The 17,111-nt window shown below is 40.6% G+C and carries 16 protein-coding genes and 1 other annotated feature; of the genes, 13 read left to right on the forward strand and 3 right to left on the reverse strand.

All coding sequences use genetic code 11. The annotated features are described in order from the left end of the window. Positions 1-18 precede the first annotated feature (18 nt). From NST94_RS14550 to NST94_RS14565, 4 genes are all read left to right on the forward strand, one after another. Entirely contained in the window at positions 19-381 is a 363-nt protein-coding gene (locus NST94_RS14550) for a hypothetical protein (protein ID WP_076184608.1), read from the forward strand. Next, positions 362-1,309: an LLM class flavin-dependent oxidoreductase gene (locus tag NST94_RS14555; protein WP_076190360.1), complete on the forward strand. Its 948-nt coding sequence runs from the start codon at positions 362-364 to the stop codon at positions 1,307-1,309. The genes NST94_RS14550 and NST94_RS14555 overlap by 20 nt, the downstream gene beginning before the upstream one ends. Before the next feature lie 18 nt (positions 1,310-1,327). Next, positions 1,328-2,353: an AraC family transcriptional regulator gene (locus NST94_RS14560; protein ID WP_076302077.1), complete on the forward strand. Its 1,026-nt coding sequence runs from the start codon at positions 1,328-1,330 to the stop codon at positions 2,351-2,353. 166 nt (positions 2,354-2,519) lie between these two features. After that, positions 2,520-3,314 carry an SDR family NAD(P)-dependent oxidoreductase gene (locus NST94_RS14565; RefSeq protein ID WP_076125594.1) on the forward strand — a complete coding sequence of 265 codons (795 nt, stop codon included), beginning with the start codon at positions 2,520-2,522 and terminating at the stop codon, positions 3,312-3,314. A 45-nt stretch (positions 3,315-3,359) separates the two neighbouring features. On the opposite strand, the gene NST94_RS14570 is transcribed toward NST94_RS14565, so the two are convergent. Next, a complete protein-coding gene (locus tag NST94_RS14570) occupies positions 3,360-6,500 on the reverse strand; it encodes an ATP-binding protein (RefSeq protein WP_339282097.1) in 3,141 nt (1,046 codons plus the stop codon). A 709-nt stretch (positions 6,501-7,209) separates the two neighbouring features. Between NST94_RS14570 and NST94_RS14575 the strand changes: the two genes are divergently transcribed. The 5 genes from NST94_RS14575 (at position 7,210) to NST94_RS14595 (ending at position 11,346) form a co-directional block, all read left to right on the forward strand. Continuing rightward, entirely contained in the window at positions 7,210-7,557 is a 348-nt protein-coding gene (locus NST94_RS14575; protein ID WP_339282098.1) for a VOC family protein, read from the forward strand. 344 nt (positions 7,558-7,901) lie between these two features. Next, the gene (locus NST94_RS14580; protein WP_339282099.1) at positions 7,902-8,465 is read left to right on the forward strand and encodes a hypothetical protein; all 564 of its coding nucleotides are present in this window, start codon (positions 7,902-7,904) and stop codon (positions 8,463-8,465) included. A gap of 98 nt (positions 8,466-8,563) precedes the next feature. After that, complete coding sequence (locus NST94_RS14585) at positions 8,564-9,445, forward strand: phosphotransferase (RefSeq protein WP_076280623.1); 882 nt, start codon at positions 8,564-8,566, stop codon at positions 9,443-9,445. A gap of 250 nt (positions 9,446-9,695) precedes the next feature. Further along, the gene (locus NST94_RS14590; RefSeq protein WP_076125859.1) at positions 9,696-10,145 is read left to right on the forward strand and encodes a DUF1569 domain-containing protein; all 450 of its coding nucleotides are present in this window, start codon (positions 9,696-9,698) and stop codon (positions 10,143-10,145) included. Positions 10,146-10,248: 103 nt separating this feature from the next. After that, positions 10,249-10,489: a binding site (T-box leader), on the forward strand. 47 nt (positions 10,490-10,536) lie between these two features. Beyond that, positions 10,537-11,346 (forward strand): GNAT family N-acetyltransferase, encoded by an 810-nt coding sequence (locus NST94_RS14595; protein ID WP_339282100.1) that lies wholly within the window; start codon positions 10,537-10,539, stop codon positions 11,344-11,346. A 47-nt stretch (positions 11,347-11,393) separates the two neighbouring features. On the opposite strand, the gene NST94_RS14600 is transcribed toward NST94_RS14595, so the two are convergent. Next, positions 11,394-12,107: a MerR family DNA-binding transcriptional regulator gene (locus NST94_RS14600; RefSeq protein WP_339282101.1), complete on the reverse strand. Its 714-nt coding sequence runs from the start codon at positions 12,105-12,107 to the stop codon at positions 11,394-11,396. Between the two features lie 157 nt (positions 12,108-12,264). Here NST94_RS14600 and NST94_RS14605 point away from each other — a divergent pair, with 157 nt between their 5' ends. The 3 genes from NST94_RS14605 to NST94_RS14615 all read left to right on the forward strand — a co-directional run bounded on the left by NST94_RS14605 (position 12,265) and on the right by NST94_RS14615 (position 15,025). After that, positions 12,265-13,146 (forward strand): alpha/beta hydrolase, encoded by an 882-nt coding sequence (locus NST94_RS14605; protein ID WP_076281125.1) that lies wholly within the window; start codon positions 12,265-12,267, stop codon positions 13,144-13,146. 252 nt (positions 13,147-13,398) lie between these two features. Further along, positions 13,399-14,034 (forward strand): glycoside hydrolase family 11 protein, encoded by a 636-nt coding sequence (locus NST94_RS14610; RefSeq protein WP_036677315.1) that lies wholly within the window; start codon positions 13,399-13,401, stop codon positions 14,032-14,034. Between the two features lie 163 nt (positions 14,035-14,197). Further along, complete coding sequence (locus NST94_RS14615) at positions 14,198-15,025, forward strand: SUMF1/EgtB/PvdO family nonheme iron enzyme (RefSeq protein WP_076280618.1); 828 nt, start codon at positions 14,198-14,200, stop codon at positions 15,023-15,025. A 104-nt stretch (positions 15,026-15,129) separates the two neighbouring features. Here NST94_RS14615 and NST94_RS14620 read toward each other — a convergent pair whose 3' ends face one another. Beyond that, on the reverse strand, positions 15,130-15,984 hold the full coding sequence (locus tag NST94_RS14620; RefSeq protein ID WP_076302134.1) for a LysR family transcriptional regulator: 855 nt from the start codon (positions 15,982-15,984) through the stop codon (positions 15,130-15,132). 131 nt (positions 15,985-16,115) lie between these two features. Between NST94_RS14620 and NST94_RS14625 the strand changes: the two genes are divergently transcribed. Beyond that, complete coding sequence (locus NST94_RS14625) at positions 16,116-17,105, forward strand: zinc-binding dehydrogenase (protein ID WP_076302135.1); 990 nt, start codon at positions 16,116-16,118, stop codon at positions 17,103-17,105. The last annotated feature ends 6 nt before the right edge of the window (positions 17,106-17,111 follow it).

Consider the following 17,111-nt stretch of genomic DNA (forward strand, 5'->3'; position numbering starts at 1 on the left):
AGAGAGGAGACGTTAACTTTGAACGTTGAGTTATATAAGGATTTGATCAAGGATGAGCGCGGAAATTATTACGTGGCTGTACAAAAAGAGGGCAACGAGCTGACTTTGGTAAACGCAATGCTAGAGCGGTCTTACCAAGAGCTGTGGGAATTTAATGAAGCTTTCAAAAAGAAGTACGCAGAATACGAGCATCAGTTCATCGGCAAAATGATTATGGATAAGCTGCGGCACGATGTTGTTTTTGCCTCCAAAGAAGACGGCCATGGCCGAATGTATGATCTGGCCGCGGTTGCAGTTGATTACAAGCTTATTTTTATCGATATGATCGAATTTTACCGAAACCCTCGAGTAGGACTTAACCATGACAACAACATCCATTAAGCTTAGTGTATTAGATCTCGTACCTGTTTTTAATACGGTGGATGCTAGTACCGCATTGGGACAAGCAGTGAAGCTGGCTCAGACAGCAGAAAGACTGGGATATACTCGTTATTGGGTTGCTGAACATCATGATATGCCGGGATTAGCATGTACCTCTACGGAGGTGCTTTTATCGCATATTGGAGCGAAAACAGCACACATTCGCCTTGGCTCAGGCGCTTTATTGCTGCCACATTATAAGCCGCTAAAGGTGGTGGAAGCATTTCATTTGCTGGCCAGTTTGTACCCGGGACGCATCGACCTTGGATTAGGCAGAGCTCCCGGCGGTACTGCTGAAGTAAGTTTAGCACTGAGTGGAAATTTTCTCGAAAATGTTTGGAAAATGCCAGAACTGCTTAAAGGCGTCACTGAATTATTGCAGGGTAACTATTCCTATGAAGGACGTTCAATAACCGCCCGTCCGGTCCCTCCCGTATCTCCAGAGCTATGGCTGCTGGGTACAAACAAGAAAAGCGCGGCATATGCTGCCGAGTTTGGAGCAGGTTATGTGTTTGGCCAGTTCATGAGCGATGTAGCAGGGGAGGAGGTTTTGCAAGCTTACCGTGAAACCTTTACTCCTTCTTCACTTTCTCCTGAACCGCAGGCCATGGTTGCTGTTGGCGTCATTTGCGCCGAGACTGAGGAAGAGGCAGAGCGATTGGCCTCATCTGGTACGGCATTATTCCAACAAGAAGGTTCTGCCGAAGCGAAGTCTGAGCCCTTGGAACGCAAGCTGCTGGTAGGTACTCCGGAAAGTGTTAAAGGTAAGTTGGAACGGTTATCTCTTTTGTATGGAGTTAATGAATTCATTATCGTTACCATGATTCCAGATTATGAGAAACGGTTACATTCGTTCGAACTGCTTGCCCAAGCGTGCTGGAGTTCTTAATAAAGGAGGTCCATATGTATGAAGTCTCATACCTCTGATCAAATTAAAATCCCACCAGGATTTTGGGCTGGATTAAGTCAATTAGGAATAACTGCACAAGATGTAGCCAGCAAAGCAAATCTTCCACTTAGCCAGATCACAGAGTCAGAAGTCACCACCGCCCAATATTTCGCAGTCTGGCAGGCATATTCCGATCTCATTGGGGATACAGCCGAAGGAATCATTAAGCTTGCAACCGTCTTTGAAACTACACAATATCCGCCTACGGTCTTAGCAACATACCATGCTAAGGACTATCGCGATGCTCTTAAGCGAATGGTACGATACAAACAAATGTGCCCTCCTGAAAGCTTGCGTTTTACCGAAGAAGGCGAGCTATGTACAATCGAATTGGAATGGCAGCATCCCGGGCATTTTGGTCCACCGCTGCTACTAGGCCTCACTTTGGCATTTCTTCTAGAGCTTGGGCGGCGAGGCACAGGTCTACCTTTGACAGCACAGCTTGTCGAGTTTTCACAGCCTATAGGAAATGTTAAGATTCTTGAAGCTTATTTCGGCTGCCGAATTCAGATAGGTGCTCAATATAATCGTTTGACGTTGCGTCGAAATGATTTGGATCGGCCTTTTATCTCGTACAACGAAGAGCTGCTGGAGATTCTGACTCCCTTTTTGGACCGGACGCTTGCTGAACAGAAGGGCACTCGCTCTATAACCGAGAGGGTCAAATGGATCATGAAACACAGCTTCAGCGGAGGACGCCCTGACATTCATGCTGTTGCGAAGGCATTAAGTATGAGTGACCGTACGTTGCAACGCAGGCTTACTGAAGAAAACACAAGCTTCAAGCAATTGCTGACACAAGCTAGACATGAGCAAGCACGAGAGTATCTGGCAGATCCATCGCTTGATATTAAAGAAGTGGCTTTCTTGATTGGATATGAAGACCAGAACTCGTTCTACCGTGCCTTCCGTCTTTGGGAAGGTGATACTCCTTCAAATTGGCGTACTGAACATTTAGGTTTAAACTCGATACCCTCTTCATAAAGACAGTATTTTCAGAGATTTATCATTGGCGTGTTAAACAAGAACTTTGGCGCAATCCGCTAGTTACTGAACAACCCCGGTACGATAATATAATCCTAGCCGGCACACAGGACTGTTCTTGAAATGACAACTACTCAGCACGCCGTGATAAAAGGAGAAATGTAATATGGATATGGGATTAAATAATAAAACAGCTTTAATTACAGGATCAACAAAAGGTATTGGCAAAGCAATCGCCTTTGAACTTGCTAAAGAAGGAGTTAATGTACTGATTAATGGACGGAATTATGATCAGGTAGAACAAACTGTAAATGAAATAAAGTCAAATTTCCCGGCTACCTCTCCACAAAATGCTACAGCGGATATTGTGAATATTGAACAAAGAGAAGCCTTATTCGAAAAATACCCTAATATAGATATTTTAGTTAATAATATGGGTATCTATGAAATTATGAAATATGAGGACGTTGACGACGAAATATTCGAAAAATATTTCCGTACTAATGTCCTTGCTGCAAATGGATTAACAAAATTCTATTTACCTAAAATGTTACAAAAAGATTATGGCCGCATTCTCTTTATTGCTAGTGAAGAAGCCATTATGCCTTCAGGCCAAATGCCTCAATATGCAATGACCAAATCAATGTTATTATCATTGTCAAAAAGCTTATCTAAGTTAACGATAGGAACTGAAGTTACAGTCAATACAATCATGCCAGGACCAACACTTTCTGAAAATGTGCATCAAATTATTGATGGGATATACTCCAATGAAGATATGACTTTTTCAGAAAAAGAAAGAAAATTCATGACTACAAATCTTCCACAATCTGAAATACAACGATTTATTAAACCTTTTGAAATAGGCAGACTAGCAGCATTTGTATGCAGTCCTTATGCCTCTGCATTTAAAGGTTCTCCAATTCGCATGGATGGGGGAATGGTGCCGACTATTTTTTAAGCTTACTCTAAAAGGATATAGATAACGATACAAAAAAGCCACTCCTTATGGAGCGGCTTTTTTGCTTGAAAAGTTATCACTGTCCTCTGGTATAACAAAGGATACCAAGGTGCCTTCTCCAGGCTTACTCTGGATCGAGAGACCTTGACCATATAATTGACTTAACCTCCGATGGGTGTTGGCCAGCCCGATGCCACCTTTGCCTTCCATCATTGGCTTCAGCAGTAAAGAGAGGGTCCCGGAATCCATACCTTGCCCATTATCCTCCACCTCAATCTTTACAGCGTTGTGCAGACGGATAATACGTATTTCAACAGTCCCACCCTGTTGGCGCTTAAGTATACCGTGCTTAACAGCATTTTCTACCAACGGTTGGATGGATAGAGGAGGAATTAGGATGTCAATATTCGGATCTACCTTCCAGACAACAGATATCCTTTCTGCAAATCGAGTCTGTTCAATATAAAGATAAGATTCTACCAATTCCAGTTCATGGGAGAGGTTCACGAGCTCTCCGATATTTAAAAAGTCAAAACTGATTCTTAAGAAAGAAGTAAACGCGCCAATGAGCTCCTGCATTTTTTTAGTATCCAAATCACTGAGTGCGGCAATAGAGTTCAACGTATTGAATAAAAAATGCGGTTGTATCTGTGCTTGTAGATAGGCTGCTTCTATCCGCACCCGTTCATTGAAGGATAGCTTCATTGCAGTTAAAGCCCGAATACGGTATTTAAGCTCCACTGCATCCACAGGTTTTGTGACATAATCATTGGCACCGGACAAAAATCCAGTATAAATATCCTCAGGCTGACTACGGGCAGTAAGCAATAGAATCGGGAGCTCATATAAGGAGTAGCGAGTACGAACCTTCTGTGTTAATTCGTATCCCGACATCTGTGGCATCATAACATCGCCAATAAGTAAGTCCCAGTTCCTTTTATCCAACAATTCCAATGCTTCATGGGCTGAGTTCACGGTAGTTATGATATAAGGTTCGGTTTCAAGAATACCCTTTAGTACATTCAGATTGACAGGATCATCATCTACCACCAGAATATTTACCTTCATCTCTGTAAAAAGCGGCGGAATTTTTTCAGAGAGATTACTTGGCTGGTGTTCGGAAATTCCCCACTCAGCCATCTGTCTATGAATCTCATCTGCCATATACGAAACTGTAGGTTCCGTCTGTTTTATTATCTGTTCGCTGTAAGAATCGGCAAGAGAGAGAGTGAAACTAAAAGTTGAACCTTTACCAAGCTCAGATTGAATGTTTAGGCTGCTCCCATGCAGTTCTACCAGCTGTCGGCATATGCTTAATCCCAGCCCAATTCCACGCCCGTCATTTATTCCGTGAGGGCCTTGCTCATAGGGTAGAAATATCCGTGCCATAGTCTCTTCAGTCATGCCTACTCCGGTATCTGTCACATAGATAAGAACCTGTCCGTCCTGTTCCTCAGCCTTAACAGCTACAAGTCCTGCTTCGGTGTATTTGAGCGCGTTGTGCACCAGATTTAATAAAACCTGCACCAGTCTTTTCTCGTCCGCAAGAACTGGCGGCATAGCTTCCGGGATATCCATAGATAGCTGGACTGGCTTACCTTCAATCATATATTGAAGCATACTAATCACACCGGGAACTACCGATTGAACCGAAATAGGTTCCTGTTGTAAAATAACACGATGCTCCTGAAGACGGACCACATCCAGTAGATCACCAAGCATATGAGACATACGGCGGCTGATTGTAATCAGCAGTTCCATATCTTGACGGCTACTTTCGTAAAGTCTGTCCTTTTCTTTTGTGACAATATTTTGCGCGATATTCATGATTCCGTGAAGCGGTGTACGCAGCTCATGTGAGGTATTAGCGAGAAACTGGTCCTTAAGTTTGTCTGCTTTTTTCAGCTGCTCATTTAGTTCCATGTTCTCTTTAGCATTTTGAAAATACTTTTTAAACCAATAAGCTGAGAAGCCCACGATGGCTGCGATAATATCCAAAGGATAATAGACAATTGAATAGTGTCCGTTACTATCCCACAAATTCCATAACAAATTAGAAACGATCGCCGCACCTGATAACAGCAGAAAAACAACATCTTTATCATCTTGCTTTTTGAACAATAAGCGCCCTAAGCTATAGAGCAACCAAATGAAGGGAATATACTGGAACACTTGAATGATTCCCAAATGAATGGATGTGCTGACTAAATAAGCAGGGACAATAAATATAAACAAGGTATAAAGGAAAAGACACCATGTGTAAGCACGTAACCACTTGTTGACTTTGGCACCTGAGGTGAATTTCCTGAAAACAAGCAGAATAAAAAGGTTTTGCCATAAGAAGGCGATCAAACGGATTTTTAAGGACCAAGTATAATTAATCGGCAGTAATGAAAGCACTAAGTTGTCATTTCGAGCTAAAAGGATTACAGCTACAGATAAGGTCATTAACCCTACAAGAAACAGAGCACGTTCTTTAGGATTAAATAAGTACAGAATACAGGCATAAAGCCCATGTAGTAGTAAGATAATTGCTGTAAGCATTTGAAATCCGACAGTGTAAAAGTATGTCCGGTCAATGAGTTCCTGAGAACCAAAGAAAATAGGGCCTTTTATACCGCCCTTATAGGGGTGATCAAAGTTAGCTACGTGAATAAATACATCTATCACTGTAGTGTTTTTTGAAAAATAAGCTGCTGTATATGAGGTGGTTTTGGGTACATATGTATCGGCATCAAGAGCTATTACCCCATTATTGAGAATAGGAGTGCCGTTAATCTCCACACTGGAAGCGGAATAAATTTGTTTGATCCAGAAAGAGACAGGTTGCTGAAGCGGGTCTACCAAAATTCGCAAACGGTAAGTACCAAAACCATAAGAAGAATTCTGATCGCTTCCCATAACATGGTTCCAATTTCCAGGAACTTGAAGCGAGTGGGATAGCTTTGGTATAGTAGAAGTCTTCGATGAAACGAATTGCGAAGGATAGAAGCTCCATTCACCATCCAGCCTGAATAAGTTAGCCTGCTCCAGATCCTGGCCGCGTAAATCCAGTACCCCATTGTTAATCACAGGTACAGTGTCGGAAACCTTAAATAGACTCAACCAAATGCAGCGTAGGCCAAAGAGAATGCTTATAAAAAGTAGAATGATAGCTAATTTGTTTAGAATAGTTTTATTTTTCATGAGAACATTATAGCAAATAATTCTAATCTAGAATCTAAAATGAAGATTATTTACATAAGAAGGAGAAGTAATGAGCAACGGACAACGCGTGGGGCTAAGAGGAATGATCTCCACATGGAAGAAGCATGATGTATCTCCTTGAACATTTGCGTACTCGAATACTCGAACACACGAACACACGAACACACGGATACTTCAATACTTGATTGGTGCTTTGCTGTTGGGCGTTTGTATTACCGAATGTGCGACTATGCTGCTTGTTTGGCGTCTGTGATACCGGATGTGCGACTATGCTGCTTGTTGTGCGTTTTGTATTCCCTACACGCTCTCTTCACCATGAGCGATCGGACTCAGATGCAGCTATTCGGCTGAATTTTGACTTTTAATAAGTGTTTCGGACCCCAGAGGCGTTATTTGTTCCAAACATGCGCGATATGAGGGCTTTTCGAGCCAATAGCGACTATAGAGTCCGATAGGTTCTCAAATGAGCCGAATTATGGTTAATAGCGACTATAGGGTCCGATACACTTCACTCCTGCTTCCAATATCATTTTTCATAAGCTTGGCTCCTCGTTTATTGGTGAATGTGATTTTGAATACCCCGTTAGTACTAACCTTCGGTGTAATGACTGGAGGTTAACGGTGGATTCTCCTTAATCCTAAAGGGTATATTATTAGAAAATTCAATGCAGACAGGAGTGTAGATACGATGATTAAAGGTTTCGGAGGAATATTCTGGAGAACTAAGAATCTTGAAGCTACAAAAAAGTGGTACAGTGAGGTGTTGAAGCTTGACATAGAGAATTGGAATGGGACTGTGATAAAACCTCAAGTGGGAAATGATACTATCTTTTCTTTCTTTACCGAGGATGACAGTTATTTTCCAATAGAACAACAAGTGATGTTGAATTTCCAAGTGCATGATCTAAACGAGACGATTAAGCATTTTGAACAGATTGGTGTACCTCTTGCAAAGAAAATAGAGATTAATGAATTTGGAAAGTTTATTTGGATTGAAGACCCAGAAGGTCGACTGATCGAGCTTTGGGAGAAGTAAGGAGTTGCAGATTATTGCTATTGAGCTAACAGGTGCGTTTTTTTATAAAAGCTCAGTTCAACATCTAATTGTAAATGTATTAGGGAATAAAGTTGTCAAATCCGTGGGGAATATTTCTTCAAAGCTTTCAGCTCCCAGAAAGAACTTTAACTTCTATATTCTGAGGTGCGGCGCTTGCGCTGCATCCACGGCCAACGAAATACTATTGTCAACCCAAATAGGGAGCATACCGTCGAGGTGTACTCCCTATTTCATTGAAGGAGTTGGAAAATTAGTGCAACATTTCACCTATAACTTATGTCAATAAAGAAGTTATGTAATAAAATATAAGAGCAGGTGGTAAATTGAAACCTCGTTTAATCACGTTAATATGTTTATTCACATTCGCATTCTTTATTGCAAATGGACAAGATGCTAAAGCTTTATCCTGTGTCGAGTTAGGAAGTCCCCAAGAAGCCCTAGAGGTCTACGGTGGAGCAATTTACGGTGAAGTAAAACAAATAAAGGTCGATTTGAAACAAGAAGGATTTACGGGGCCAAAAGAGAAAATCAGATATATATTAGTGGATGTTGAACGAAGTTGGAAAACTGAAGTTGACTCTCAAATTATTGTGAGAACAGACTACACTTGGGGTTTTGATTTTAAGGAAGGTAATAAATACTTAATATACATTAGCGAAGTGGATGGCGAATCAAGCAGTAGTCCATGCAGTTCAACAATTGAAATGAATAACCTTAACCAAGCAACAGAACTATTCGGTGAAGGACTTCGACCCAAACAGCAAGTACACCTAGAATATAAGATGTGGTTAATGTTTGAGCAGGATATTGATTTGTATATTGTAATTGCAATAGGACTAGTAGTGATTTCGGTCATTTACCTGAGAGCAAGAAGGAAAAAGGGCTAAGTGTAATTTTATTACACTAATGGTTAGGATAGTTCAATAAAATTAAGAATAAGATAGCTGAACTAATTACTATTCATTCAAAACATGTGAGGTGCGAATTGAATTTAGTAGAAACAATCATAAAAAGATTTAACCTTAATGTATTAAGTATAGATAATGTTCCTGAGTCCTTTAGTTCACAAGTATACAAGCTGAATCTTACTAATGGAGAAACGCTGTATGCGAAGATCCCTTATAACAGGGATAAACTATATCGCGAATATCGTATGCTTGAACTGTTGAGGGAGGTATTACCGGTTCCAAAGGTGTTAGACTTCTGGAGTGGGGATGACTTAATTTCTGGTGCATTACTTTTATCTGAGATTAAAGGTATACCATGTACAGGTGCTATTGACGATGAATTAGCATTTCAAATTGGAGTACTTCACGCAAAGCTGCATGAAGTTAAAATGCCGGGATATGGTGTGGAAGGATTAGACGGTTTTCAATTTTTCAATCAGAACAATTGGAGACTTTATATAAGAAATAGCTTTGAAAAATTTATAGAACCTTGCAAGGAAGTCCTTGAGAGAGGACTTTTCGAAAAATGTATTAATTACTTTGAGGGTGCTTTCTCAGTTTTACCTCCTCCTGATGGCCCGTGTGTTGTTCATATGGATTTTCGACAAGGTAATATACTAACAAATAATAATATGGTTGTTGGAATTATTGATTTTGAGAGTGCACGGGGTGGATCCTCTGAAATTGATTTCACAAAAATTAACCGATATGTTTGGGAAGTGAATCCTCAAAGTAGAATTTCGTATAAAGAGGGATATTCAACAATTCGTCCTCTAATGGATTTGGAAACAATACTACCCTTTTATGATTTTTACGATGCTTTTGGTGCTGTTGTCTGGTGTAAAAATAGAGGGATTGAAAAGAATAGGGCGTTCCTAAAGGAAAGTATTTCTGTATTGCAGAAATCCGTAGGTTGTTGAACTGACGGGAAACGATATTTAAAGACAGTTTAAGACGAGGAGCTACCTCCATGATGGATAGCTTTATTACGTTAAAGGACATGATAGTGAATAAAGGATAGAATAATGGAAATGGCGAATATTAGATCGGCAGTATACTGTAAAATTATTATGATGCAATCATGAATACAATAGCTTATCGTGATATATGGATCACCAGAACTAATAATGAAAAAATCGAAAACCCAAAAAACGTAATGGAAGTGTGTTTATGGAAAATATATATAACAAATTACATACAGCGGAAATACTGAGCCGTATCGAGAATTTAAGTCCTAATTCAAACCCACAGTGGGGAAAAATGAATGTTTCTCAAATGTTGGCTCACTGTTCAGCATTTCAAGACATCGCAAATGGAAACTCCTTTCCTCCTAGAAGTTGGCTAGGAATATTAATAGGAGGGTTTGTGAAATCTATTTTTTACAATGACAAGCCAGTACCACATAATATGTCAACAATTCCGACCATACTTATTTTAGATGATAGAGATTTTGGAAAAGAAAAAGAAATACTGAAACAAAAAATTATAACTTTTCAAAGTAACGGTCCGGAGAATTGTTCATCCCATCCACATCCTTTTTTCGGAAAATTCACTCCGGAGCAATGGGGTAAAGGGATTTATAAACATCTAGACCATCATTTAAGACAATTTGGTGTTTAGTATTTTTCCGCAGTGAATAATAATTGTTTAACGTCGCCAACTTACATATTTTTTATTGACATAAAATCCCTATTACTTTATATTGTATCTAATTACATTGCAATCAAATGCGACGAAGAGGACAAGTAAATCCGGATATGTCGATCAGAGAACTGCCGGTTGGTGCGAGGCAGAGGACACCCGAATCGAACAATCGCCTCAGAGCTGGCTCCCGAAATCATAGTAGGCGGGCCCGGGATTCTGCCGTTACAAAGAAGCATCGTTGTTGGACGATGGCAGCAGAGAGGGTGTATTCATAAATACACCAATCAGGGTGGTAACGCGGAATCTACTCCGTCCCTAATGGGACGGAGTTTTTTGCGTTCTTATAAATAAATAAGGAGGAGTAACAATGTTTCAAAAAATCAATGTCTCCGATCGAATACTTAGCCAGGATATGTTTATTGCTGATGAGGTTCAATACAACCTGATTCACCTTATTTGCGAGTCGAAGAGTTCTACTTGCTTAAAAGATTTTGATGAAACAATGATTTATGCCCAGTCAACGGGACATAACGCTTGGCTTTGGAGTTCTAAGGATATTGTCGAGGATAAGAAGGCCGTTCTCTACGAAGAACTTATAGAATTTCTTAAAGAGACTACATTACCGGGAGTATCTGGAGAACCAAAAACAACAGAACGTTTTGCACAGCTGTATTCTCAGGCAAATCATCTTCAATATGAGTCCACGATGACTATAGAATCTTATTTCTGTACAGATCCAAAGAAACCTTTGAACGTAAAAGGCATAATGCAACAAGGAACGAGAAAAAATGTGGCCATTGTAGCAGAGTTTTTGGCGGGTTTCTCAGAGGGGGCTTATGGGGTTAGGGTGAACCCAGAAGCTAAAATTCTAGATGCCAAGAGGATGATTGAGACAGGGAACTTGTATATATGGTTTGTAGACGATAAACCTGTATCGATGGCGTACATTGCACATAGGTCGGCAAGATATTCCAGAATAAATGCGGTATACACACCACCGTCTTGCCGGAAAAAAGGTTATGCAAGTGCACTAGTAGCAGAGTTATGTTCCGTTCTTTTATCGGAGGATTTAGTGCCCATGCTTTATGCTGATTTAAAGAATCCTGACTCGAATAAGGTTTATCGAAATATTGGTTTTGTGGAAAGCGGGAAGATTGTTGACATCAAGTTCAAATAGGCACAAAAGGGCTACCGCAAGGTAGTCCTTTTTCTATGATCAATATGTTACTCGGCATTACTTTTATACAATTTCACATAGTTTGTAAGTTCAGCTATCGCGAAAAATTGCTTCATTAATTGAGAATTCAATTTTTGTAAGGCAAGCTGAAAGGATATCTCCACTTTTTTGTAGTTATGTGTTTCTATTTCATTCAAAAGCTGTTTCATATTCTCGATATAATAAACAGTTTTCCTTAAACTGCTGATAAGAATAATTTTTCTTAATTCCGTTAAAGTGAAGACTCTGTAGCCATTATCTTTGTTCCTATTCGAAGAGATTAGCCCTTCTTGTTCCCAATGCCGAATAGCTGATGGATTAACTCCTGCCATTTGTGCAACTTCACCAATCGTCATTGAATCTGATACAGTTAAATCTTTGTATTTAGATAAATCAACATCCCGAAACATGCGTAAGACTTCCTCTAACCTTTCTTTTTCCACTTGGGTCTTATGTTGCTCTTGATTGATTGCCCAAAGAGCAGACTCCATCTGCTGGCCTTTTATCTTCCTCATCACATCGTACACAACCGGAATTTCATATCCCTGCAATAATGCCCGAATGGTAATAAAAGCTTGCACATGGATGGAAGTGTAACATCTGCGGTTGCTGGCGGTCCTTGGTACATCTGGAATTAAACCTTGATCTTCGTATCTCCTTAAAGTAGTGGTACTCACATTTAATTGCTTAGCTATCAGTGTAGGTGTATATATCTCTTCCATAAACATCATCACCCCAAAACATTAAAGTTGAACCTTCAAGTGCTACAACAATATTAAATCGAATTTAGGTAGATATATCAAGGGAGGTAGAGGGATAAACCGAAAGATTGCATGAATGTTATATGATACTTTTATAGAACACAAAGGAGTGAGTTCATTGAAAAAGATAATACAATTAGCAAACCAATCAGAAATAGAAGTAGGTATGGCAGGACTTCCAGATTGTCCAACCCTCATGTTACCCATCGCTAAAAAATCTGTGTACAATCAGGAAGCAGAAAACTTAAAGCTATGGAGAGTAGATCCCGAATTAGGCAAACATTTTGTTGAAGGATTAGCGGATACGTTTCAAGTGCTTTATTTCGATTATGAAGGTCATCTATTTCAATATCCAGAGGAAAATCTAACAGCAGATCATATTGTGAAGGATCTTCTCCACATTGCGGATGAAATGAATGTTACAAGCTTTAGTTACTACGGTTATTCCTGGCTTGCGTTGATTGGATTGCAAATGGCTATAAGAACAGATCGCTTGGAGAGTTTGGTAATGGGAGGTTTTCCACCCTATAATGGCCCCTATCAAGAAATGAGGGTTGTGACCCATAAAACACATACACAAGCTTTGAGTAACCAAAATGAATCTGTAGAAAGCCCAACAGGATCGGAGAATCCAAACGAAATGGATTGGGACAATATAAAGGTTACCATAGATACCCGTGTTACAGCACAATTTGTCTCTCTATACCAGAGCCTCACAGCCTTTGATGATCGCAGTATTCAACATTTGCTTAGTCTCCCTAAACTAGCTTTTGCAGGTGGAAATGATACGATTGTTTACGGTGAAAATTTCGGGAGCGTTACCGTTGACATCGTCGGGTTGTTAAAAAAGAATAAGGAGCAGTTGGCGGATTTAGGCTGGGATGTTGAAATCCTTTCGGGAGCCCAGATGGACCATACAAAAGCTATGCAACCAGCAGTAGCCTTACCACTGATTAAGCCTTGGTTTATGAACGTGTTACTAAAAAATACTGGATTGTAATTGTGGCAGATACAAAAATCCAGTGAATAAGGTATCCCAAAAGAACAATACTTTTTAGGGTAAAAGCTTTAATTTGAAGAGATTAAATAGTAAACGATCTATGATAAAATTCCATATGTAATCGCTTACATTAATATATATGGAAGGAAGTGGTGTTGCGAATCTGCCCCAACAAGGAATTGCTTCGACTACTAGAAATACAGACAAGCAGTATGTAGGTATGTAGTGACAAAAAATTTCAGGAGGTAGATTATGTTTAAATTTAACAAGAAAATCGTGACTGTAATTATGGCAGCTTCAATGAGTTTCAGCTTGTTTGCAGCAACCTCAAGTGCAGCGACAGACTATTGGCAAAATTGGACCGATGGTGGCGGGACAGTAAATGCTACTAATGGATCTGGTGGGAATTACAGTGTTACATGGTCAAATACTGGTAACTTTGTTGTTGGTAAAGGTTGGAATACTGGATCCCCATCTAGAACAATAAACTACAATGCAGGCGTCTGGGCACCATCCGGCAATGGGTATTTAACTCTTTATGGGTGGACGAGAAACTCCCTCATAGAATATTACGTCGTTGATAGCTGGGGCACTTATAGACCTACTGGAACTTATAAAGGTACCGTGACCAGTGATGGAGGCACATATGATATATATACGACTACGAGAACGAACGCCCCTTCTATTGATGGTACGGCAACCTTCACACAGTTTTGGAGTGTAAGACAATCCAAACGAGCAACGGGAAGCAATGTCGCGATCACTTTTGCCAACCACGTTAATGCTTGGAAAAGTTACGGAATGAATCTGGGCAGCAGTTGGTCTTATCAGGTGTTAGCGACAGAAGGATATCAAAGTAGCGGGAGCTCAAACGTAACAGTATGGTAACTTGAGCATCGGACCAGCTCAGGCATCTCCAGATGATTAAAATAACTATTAATCACTGTCATTGCTAAGGTTGTCGGTCCACAGCCGGCAGCCTTAGATCATTCTAGATCATTCAACAAATGATACTTAACTACATACCAGTGGTTGGAAAGGAGATATATCCATGAGAAAACTATTAATTTCTCTTTTAATAGTAGTTGTTATCAGCGCTTGTTCGCAAGAAAAGCCTGAACAGAAGGATACTTATGTATTAGTCAAAGGCGGGGCTTTCATTAACACAAATTCCAACTACAAAAGTACAACTATATCAAATTTTTATATCGGGCAATATGAAGTTACTCAGAAAGAGTGGGTTGAAATAATGGGAAGCAACCCTTCAGCATTCAAAGGCGACAACTTGCCAGTAGAAATGGTTAACTGGTATGACGTAATAGATTACTGTAATAAAAGAAGTATAAAAGAGGGGTTCAAACCCTATTACAATATAGATAAAAATAAAAAAGATCCGAATAATAAGAGTGATAATGATAATTTAAAATGGACAGTAACGCTCAATGCAGGAGCTAATGGTTACCGATTGCCTACTGAAGCAGAGTGGGAATATGCTGCAAGTGGAGGACAGTTAAGCAAAAGTTACACCTACAGTGGAAGCAATAAAGCAGATGAAGTAGCATGGTATTGGCAAAACGCTGGAGACAAATACTTATCAGGAGATTGGAACTGGCCGATCATAGAAAACAACCATAACAAAACAAAATCTATTGGTGGCAAAAAACCTAATGAGCTAGGTCTTTACGATATGTCAGGGAATGTTAGGGAATGGTGTTGGAACTGGTACGGAGATATAGATAGTAAGAGCGGTTCTTTTCGGGTTGTAAAGGGTGGCGGGTGGATCGGCGGCATTAGCAACAACGAGATTTCATTTCGGGGAAAGTTCGAAGCGAATGGTATGGGCCCTGATCAAGGTTTTCGAGTGATTCGTGGTGAGTAAATGGGAACAAGACATACCAAGTATAATCGTAAAAAGCTGAAAAGGGTTTGATTAATAAACAAGCTTTGCGCTCGAATATAATCAATCCCCAATATGTATGTTTGCTATATTTCTTCGATCATTTGGATTAATTTTGACAACGCACTAGAAAAAACCGCGTTCCGGCGATACACAAACAATACCTGCAAATCTCGATATCCTTCAGGCAGACGGTGGGAAGTAATTACTCCCGCCTCTTCGGCCTTGGAAATCGAAGATTGGGGCAGCATTGACACGCCGAGTCCAGCTGAAACCCCACTTAGAATTACATCTAACGTTCCGTATTCCATAATCTTATAAGAGCTCATCCCGCTTTCATTTAGGAAACTCTCAGCTTTGGCACGATGTGTACATCCGACGTCGAAAAACAACATTGGCTTTGTAAGCAATTCGCGCATTTCGCTCTTACCTGGTTGTGAGATAAGCACCAGCTCCTCTTCGAAAGCAACAACATGTTCTATATCAGGCTGGTCAATGGGTCCATAAACAAAGGCTCCATCTAGTTGGTAATCAAGCACCTTTTGTAAGAGGTTATGCGTTTCTCCCGTTATAAGCGATAGATTAACCTCGGGATATCGTAAGTGATATTCGGTTAGCAGAGGTGTCAGATGAGTAGCCGCTGTTGTTTCGATGGAACCTAAACGGAGCGGACCAGCAGGGTGCTCAGAGTATTGTGTGGTTATCACAGCCTCGTCCATTAGTAATAATATTTTGTCTGTATATACCAGTAAGTTCTCACCTGCCGGCGTTAACGTCATCCCTCGATTGGATCGACGAAATAGGGGGATTTTCAGCTGAGCTTCTAGATACTGAATCCGGTTCGTCACATTTGACTGGACATAATTCAAGACTTGAGCAGCCTTCGTTATGCTACCCTCGCGAGCAACCGCTTGAAATATTCTCAAATCTCCACTTTCCATTTCCTTTGCACCTTCTTGGTATGATGATTTATGATAGTCACCTTCAGTTTTGATCATTTTACTGGATTACACCCACTATGTAAAATTTATTATAGATTCATTAATAACAACTTGAGGAAGGGGCTTGGATGATGAAAGCCATTGTACATGCTGGAGAAGGTGGCCTGAAGGGCTTGAACTATAAAGAGATTATGGATAAGAAACCGGGGATTGGAGAAGTGAAGGTTAGGTTAATGGCTGCAGGGCTGAACCACAGGGACTTGTTTATCATGGATGACCGAACAAAACAGGATGTTCCTTTGATTATCGGCTCTGATGGCGCGGGGAGAATTGAAGCAATAGGTGAAGGTGTGCTGGATCATAATGTAGGTGAAGATGTCATCATTAATCCGTGCATCGGATGGGAATATAGCGACAATGTTCCAAACGTTCCAGCCATTGTAGGGGGACCTTCAGAAGGCACATTCGCTGAGTCAATCATCATTCCTGCGCAAAATGCCATCAGCAAGCCAGCTTACCTGTCATGGGAAGAAGCCGGCGTGCTGCCCTTATCTGCCTTAACAGCCTATCGGGCGCTATTCACTAGAGGCCGCTTAAAGAAAGGTGAACATGTTCTTATACCTGGCATTGGTGGTGGGGTTGCGACTTATGCCATGATGATGGCTTCAGCGGTGGGTGCACGTATCAGTGTCACTTCACGCAGTGAAACGAAAAGACAAGCTGCACTCGCTCATGGAGCTGATCATGCGTTTGACAGTCATAGCAACTGGAAGGAAAGCATGAAAGGAGACACCGTTCATCTCATCCTCGACAGCATTGGGCCTGCGACGTTCCCACATTACTTTGATATTATTAAACCCAATGGACGTATTGTTACGTTTGGTGCAAGCTCAGGAGATCGAATCGAAATCCCGACGCGAGCCATATTTTTCCCGCAAATTAGTATCATAGGTAGCTCAATGGGAAGTAGTGAAGAGTTTGCGGATATGCTTCAATTTATGGAACACCATTCGATTCGACCTATCATTGATCGAGTGTATCCGTTACAAGACACAGTTCAGGCATTTCACCGAATGCAGCAGGGAGAACAATTTGGTAATATCGCGATAAGAATAGAATGAGCGGAG

The sequence above is a fragment of the Paenibacillus sp. FSL H8-0282 genome (genome assembly GCF_037963825.1).
GTDB classification, from domain to species: Bacteria; Bacillota; Bacilli; order Paenibacillales; family Paenibacillaceae; genus Paenibacillus_AQ; species Paenibacillus_AQ odorifer.